General features: G+C 65.9%; 4 protein-coding genes and 1 pseudogene. 3 read left to right on the forward strand and 2 right to left on the reverse strand.

What is annotated here, in order from left to right:
- Nucleotides 1–187: pseudogene (locus tag EN884_RS29555) on the forward strand (anti-sigma factor); the annotation flags it as partial.
- Nucleotides 177–1,613: a S8 family serine peptidase gene (locus tag EN884_RS29560; RefSeq protein WP_063169817.1), complete on the forward strand. Its 1,437-nt coding sequence runs from the start codon at nucleotides 177–179 to the stop codon at nucleotides 1,611–1,613. The pseudogene EN884_RS29555 and the gene EN884_RS29560, both read left to right, overlap by 11 nt.
- Here EN884_RS29560 and EN884_RS29565 read toward each other — a convergent pair.
- Complete coding sequence (locus EN884_RS29565; protein WP_013528257.1) at nucleotides 1,610–2,119, reverse strand: hypothetical protein; 510 nt, start codon at nucleotides 2,117–2,119, stop codon at nucleotides 1,610–1,612. The two genes, EN884_RS29560 and EN884_RS29565, sit on opposite strands and share 4 nt — an antisense overlap.
- A gap of 23 nt (nucleotides 2,120–2,142) precedes the next feature.
- A complete protein-coding gene (locus tag EN884_RS29570; RefSeq protein WP_063169816.1) occupies nucleotides 2,143–2,961 on the reverse strand; it encodes a class I SAM-dependent methyltransferase in 819 nt (272 codons plus the stop codon).
- A 78-nt stretch (nucleotides 2,962–3,039) separates the two neighbouring features.
- On the opposite strand from EN884_RS29570, the gene EN884_RS29575 reads away from it, so the two are divergent.
- A partial coding sequence (locus EN884_RS29575) for a LysR family transcriptional regulator (protein ID WP_128360901.1) occupies nucleotides 3,040–3,594 on the forward strand: 555 nt, incomplete at its 3' end.

Raw genomic sequence — 3,594 nt, forward strand, 5'->3', positions numbered from 1 at the left:
GGACATTTCCGCCTTCCTCGGCAGCAACGGGCTGAAGATCGTCGGCGGACCGACCGCCGACGGCGTGTTCCGGCTTGGCATCCCGGCTGCCAACGCAGCCGACTACACCAGGCAAATCGGCCTTGTTGCCGCCCAGGCTTTCACGGAGACTGTGATCGAGGGAAGGAAACCGGTTGATGGCGGCTGAGGCGGTCATTCGATTTGCGGCAATGCTTGCGGCGGCGATGACAATCGTCGCCGTGCCCGCGTCGGCGCAGACCAACGATCCCAATCCCGACCAGACGAAAATCGACTGCCGCGACGGGACCAATGCGGCAGGCGCCGACTGCGCCAAGGATGGCAGCGACACAGAGGGCGGATCGGATGCGGCGCAATCCGGCGCGGTGTTCCTGCCGGCCCTGATCGTCGACCTGTTTCCCAACCCGGCGGCGCCCCCGACCCCTGTGCCGACGCCACGGCCCGAACCGGCGACGCCGCCGGCCGACACTCAAGCCGGCCCCCCGCCCGGTGGCCCGATCGTCTCGCCGACCGATCTCATTGCCGTTCAGCCGCGGCGCGCGGTGGTTGGCGATTTCGTGCCCGACGAGGTGCTGGTGACCGTCGACGGCGATGCCGGCGCTGTCCAGCAGATCGCCGCCTCCTTCGGCCTGCAGGTGCGCTCGCAGCGCCAGTCGCGGCTGCTTGGCACCACACTGGTGCGCTTCGGCATTCCCGACGGCCGGCCCGTCGGCGTCGTGCTGGCGCAACTGGCCGCCGACGGCCGCACCCAGCGGCGCGAGCCCAATCACGTCTATTCGCTGCAGCAGGCCGCCGGCATCGTCAACTATGCGTTCGACCGCATTGCACTCGATTCCAAGCAGGCCAACGGAGAAAACGTCCGCATCGCGGTGATCGACACCGGCATCGACGACACCAACCCGGCGCTCTCGGGCGTCATTGCCGGGCAGTTCGACGCCATGCCCGACGTGCCAATCGAAAAGCGCGATCACGGCACGTCGATCGACGGGCTGATCGCCGGCGTCGGCGCGCTGGAAGGCATGGCACCGGGCGCAAAAATCTATCACGCCCGCGCCTTCGAGGACGGCAAGTCGACCATGGACGTCATCCTGTCGGCGCTCGACTGGGCGGCGGAACAGGACGTGCGCATCATCAATATGAGCTTTGTCGGGCCGAAGAACGATTTGCTCGGCGTCGCCTGCCGCAATGCCCGCGCGCTCGGCATGGTGCTGGTCGCCGCAGCCGGTAACAACGGGCCGAAGGCGCCCTATGGCTATCCGGCCGCCTTCGATGGTGTCGTCGCGGTGACCGCCACCGATGCCAAGGACGGGCTGATGCCGCAGGCCAATCGCGGCGCCTATGTCTTCATCTCGGCACCCGGCGTCGAGATGGTGGCGCCGAGCGGCGCCGGCTCGGATGTGGTCACAGGCACCTCGTTTGCCGCGGCGATCGTGAGCGGCGCCATCGCCAATCTCATCCATGCCGCGCCCGATCGCTCGGCCGACGACATCGAAAAGGCGCTCGCGGCAACGGCCAGGGATCTCGGCCCCAAGGGACGCGACAATGATTTCGGCTACGGCCTGCTGGACATCAAGGCGGCGGCGGCAAAGGACTAGTCTGCGACAGTCCAAGCCGCGGCTTGCGGAGGACGCACCAGAAAATAGAACGCGACGATGTGCGTGATCATCAGCAGCGGCACGTAGATGATCGGGATCGCGTAGGTGGCGCCCAGTTCGCCCGCACGCTGGGGGAGGCCGACCTGGATGGCGTGGTAATAGTCCACGATGAGGTCGACCGTCCCGACCAGATTGAAGGCGACGACGAGCGCCCAGAAGAGCTGAGGTATCCTCACCGTGAGCAGCGCCAGCATGGCCAGCACTCCTGTTGCAAGGTCGCCGTAGGCAGCAAACACGGCAAAGCCGGCAGGCAAATCGGGGCTGACGACACCCGGAACGAGGAAGACCAGCCCGAAGAAGCGGAAGCTGTGCAGAGCGGCAACAGCGCGCTGCGCCGCGACCCGGTCCATCGACCTGAGCCACGGCAAACCGTATGTAGCGAAGCAAAGCAGCCACGCGACATAGCCCAGAACAAGATGGATTTGGAATAGGACTTCGGTGGACATCTGGCCTCCTCTCGACAATTGGTTCATGCGGCCTCGAACACTGCGGTCAGGATACCGAGCCGACCTTGCATAAGATTTCGTCCGAGGTTGGCCGCAAGCTCAGCGAAGTCCGGTCCCATCACCACGCCGAGATTGGGCGAAGGCGGCGGCCCCGACGCGCGCAACTGTGCGAACCACGCCTTGGCGGCGTCGGTGTCGTCTTGCCATGCCAGCATGCGGAAGCTGGCCGGTTCGATCGCCTCGCGCGTCGCACCGGCTGTTAGGAGAAAGCTCGTCGCCGGCGTTCTCGCCCAGGGAAGCGGATAGTGCGGCTCGCCTCCAGACAGCACGACGTCGTATGTGGCAAACCTGCCGCCTGGCTTCAGCACGCGCCGAATCTCGCTGTAGAGCAGCGTCCGGTCAGAGATGTTCATCGCCACGTGCTGCAACAGCACCGCGTCGAAACGGCCATCGTCGAATGGGAGCTCCAATGCGCTGGCGGTCTGGAACGACAGCTGCCCGCTCTGTCCCGTGCGCTCGGTCAGATAGCGCGCGGCATCCACGAAAGGCTCGCTGAGATCCACGCCAGTAACCCGGCAGCCATAGGTCGCAGCCAGAAAGCGCGCCGGCCCACCGACGCCCGAGCCGACGTCCAGTATCGACATGTCGGCAGCGATCCCCGCCAATTGGGCAAGCTCGGCGGTGGCAGCTAGCCCACGGGTGTGAAACTGGTCGAGAACGCCCAATTGTTGGGGCGTGAGGAGCTGGTCCTCCGGGCCGAGGGCAGCCAACACCGTCTTCAGCCGCTCGGTCAGGCCCGTCGCGCGATAATGGTCGCGTACCCCTTCAAGTTCATCGGTCATCGCATGATGTCTCCTAGGTTCAGCTCATACCTAGGCCCACTTCCATAATTCGACTACCCGGCGTAATAACAACAACCTATGAAGCAGAACTACACAGTCCGACATGGTGCGCTGGAGGGCATCGAGGCGTTCCTGGCTGTCGCCAGGCACCGCAACTTCCGCCGCGCCGCAGCGCAACTCGGCGTGACACCGTCCGCCGTGAGCCAGGCGGTGCGCGCGCTGGAGGCACGCATGGGTGCGGCGCTGTTCGTCCGCACGACACGGAGCGTCGGCTTGACCGAGCCTGGCCAGCGGTTCCTCGATCGTGCCGGCCCTGCTTTCGAAGAACTCGTCGCGGCCGGCGAGGCCGTGCGTGACATCGGCCAACGGCCGACCGGTCTGCTGCGCCTGTCCGTGCCCCGCGCTGTCGTGCCGTTGATCCTGGAGCCGATGATCGCGTCGTTCTGCCGGGCTTACCCCGAGATCGAGCTGGAGATCGCCGCGAGCGACGAGATGGTCGATCTCGCGGCCGGCGGGTTCGATGCCGGCATCCGTCTCGGCCAGTTCATTGCGGTCGACATGGTCGCGGTGCGGCTAACCCCATCGTTTTCGTTCGTGGTCGTCAGCAGCCCTGACTATCTCAAACGCCACGGC

This window comes from Mesorhizobium sp. M7A.F.Ca.AU.001.01.1.1, assembly GCF_004022735.1.
Classification (GTDB): Bacteria; Pseudomonadota; Alphaproteobacteria; order Rhizobiales; family Rhizobiaceae; genus Mesorhizobium; species Mesorhizobium ciceri.

What these genes read in the sequence shown, in the direction of transcription:
- EN884_RS29560 (WP_063169817.1), top strand. Translation starts at nt 177, where the DNA reads ATGGCGGCTGAGGCGGTCATTCGATTTGCGGCAATGCTTGCGGCGGCG.
- EN884_RS29565 (WP_013528257.1), bottom strand. Translation starts at nt 2,119, where the DNA reads ATGTCCACCGAAGTCCTATTCCAAATCCATCTTGTTCTGGGCTATGTC.
- EN884_RS29570 (WP_063169816.1), bottom strand. Translation starts at nt 2,961, where the DNA reads ATGACCGATGAACTTGAAGGGGTACGCGACCATTATCGCGCGACGGGC.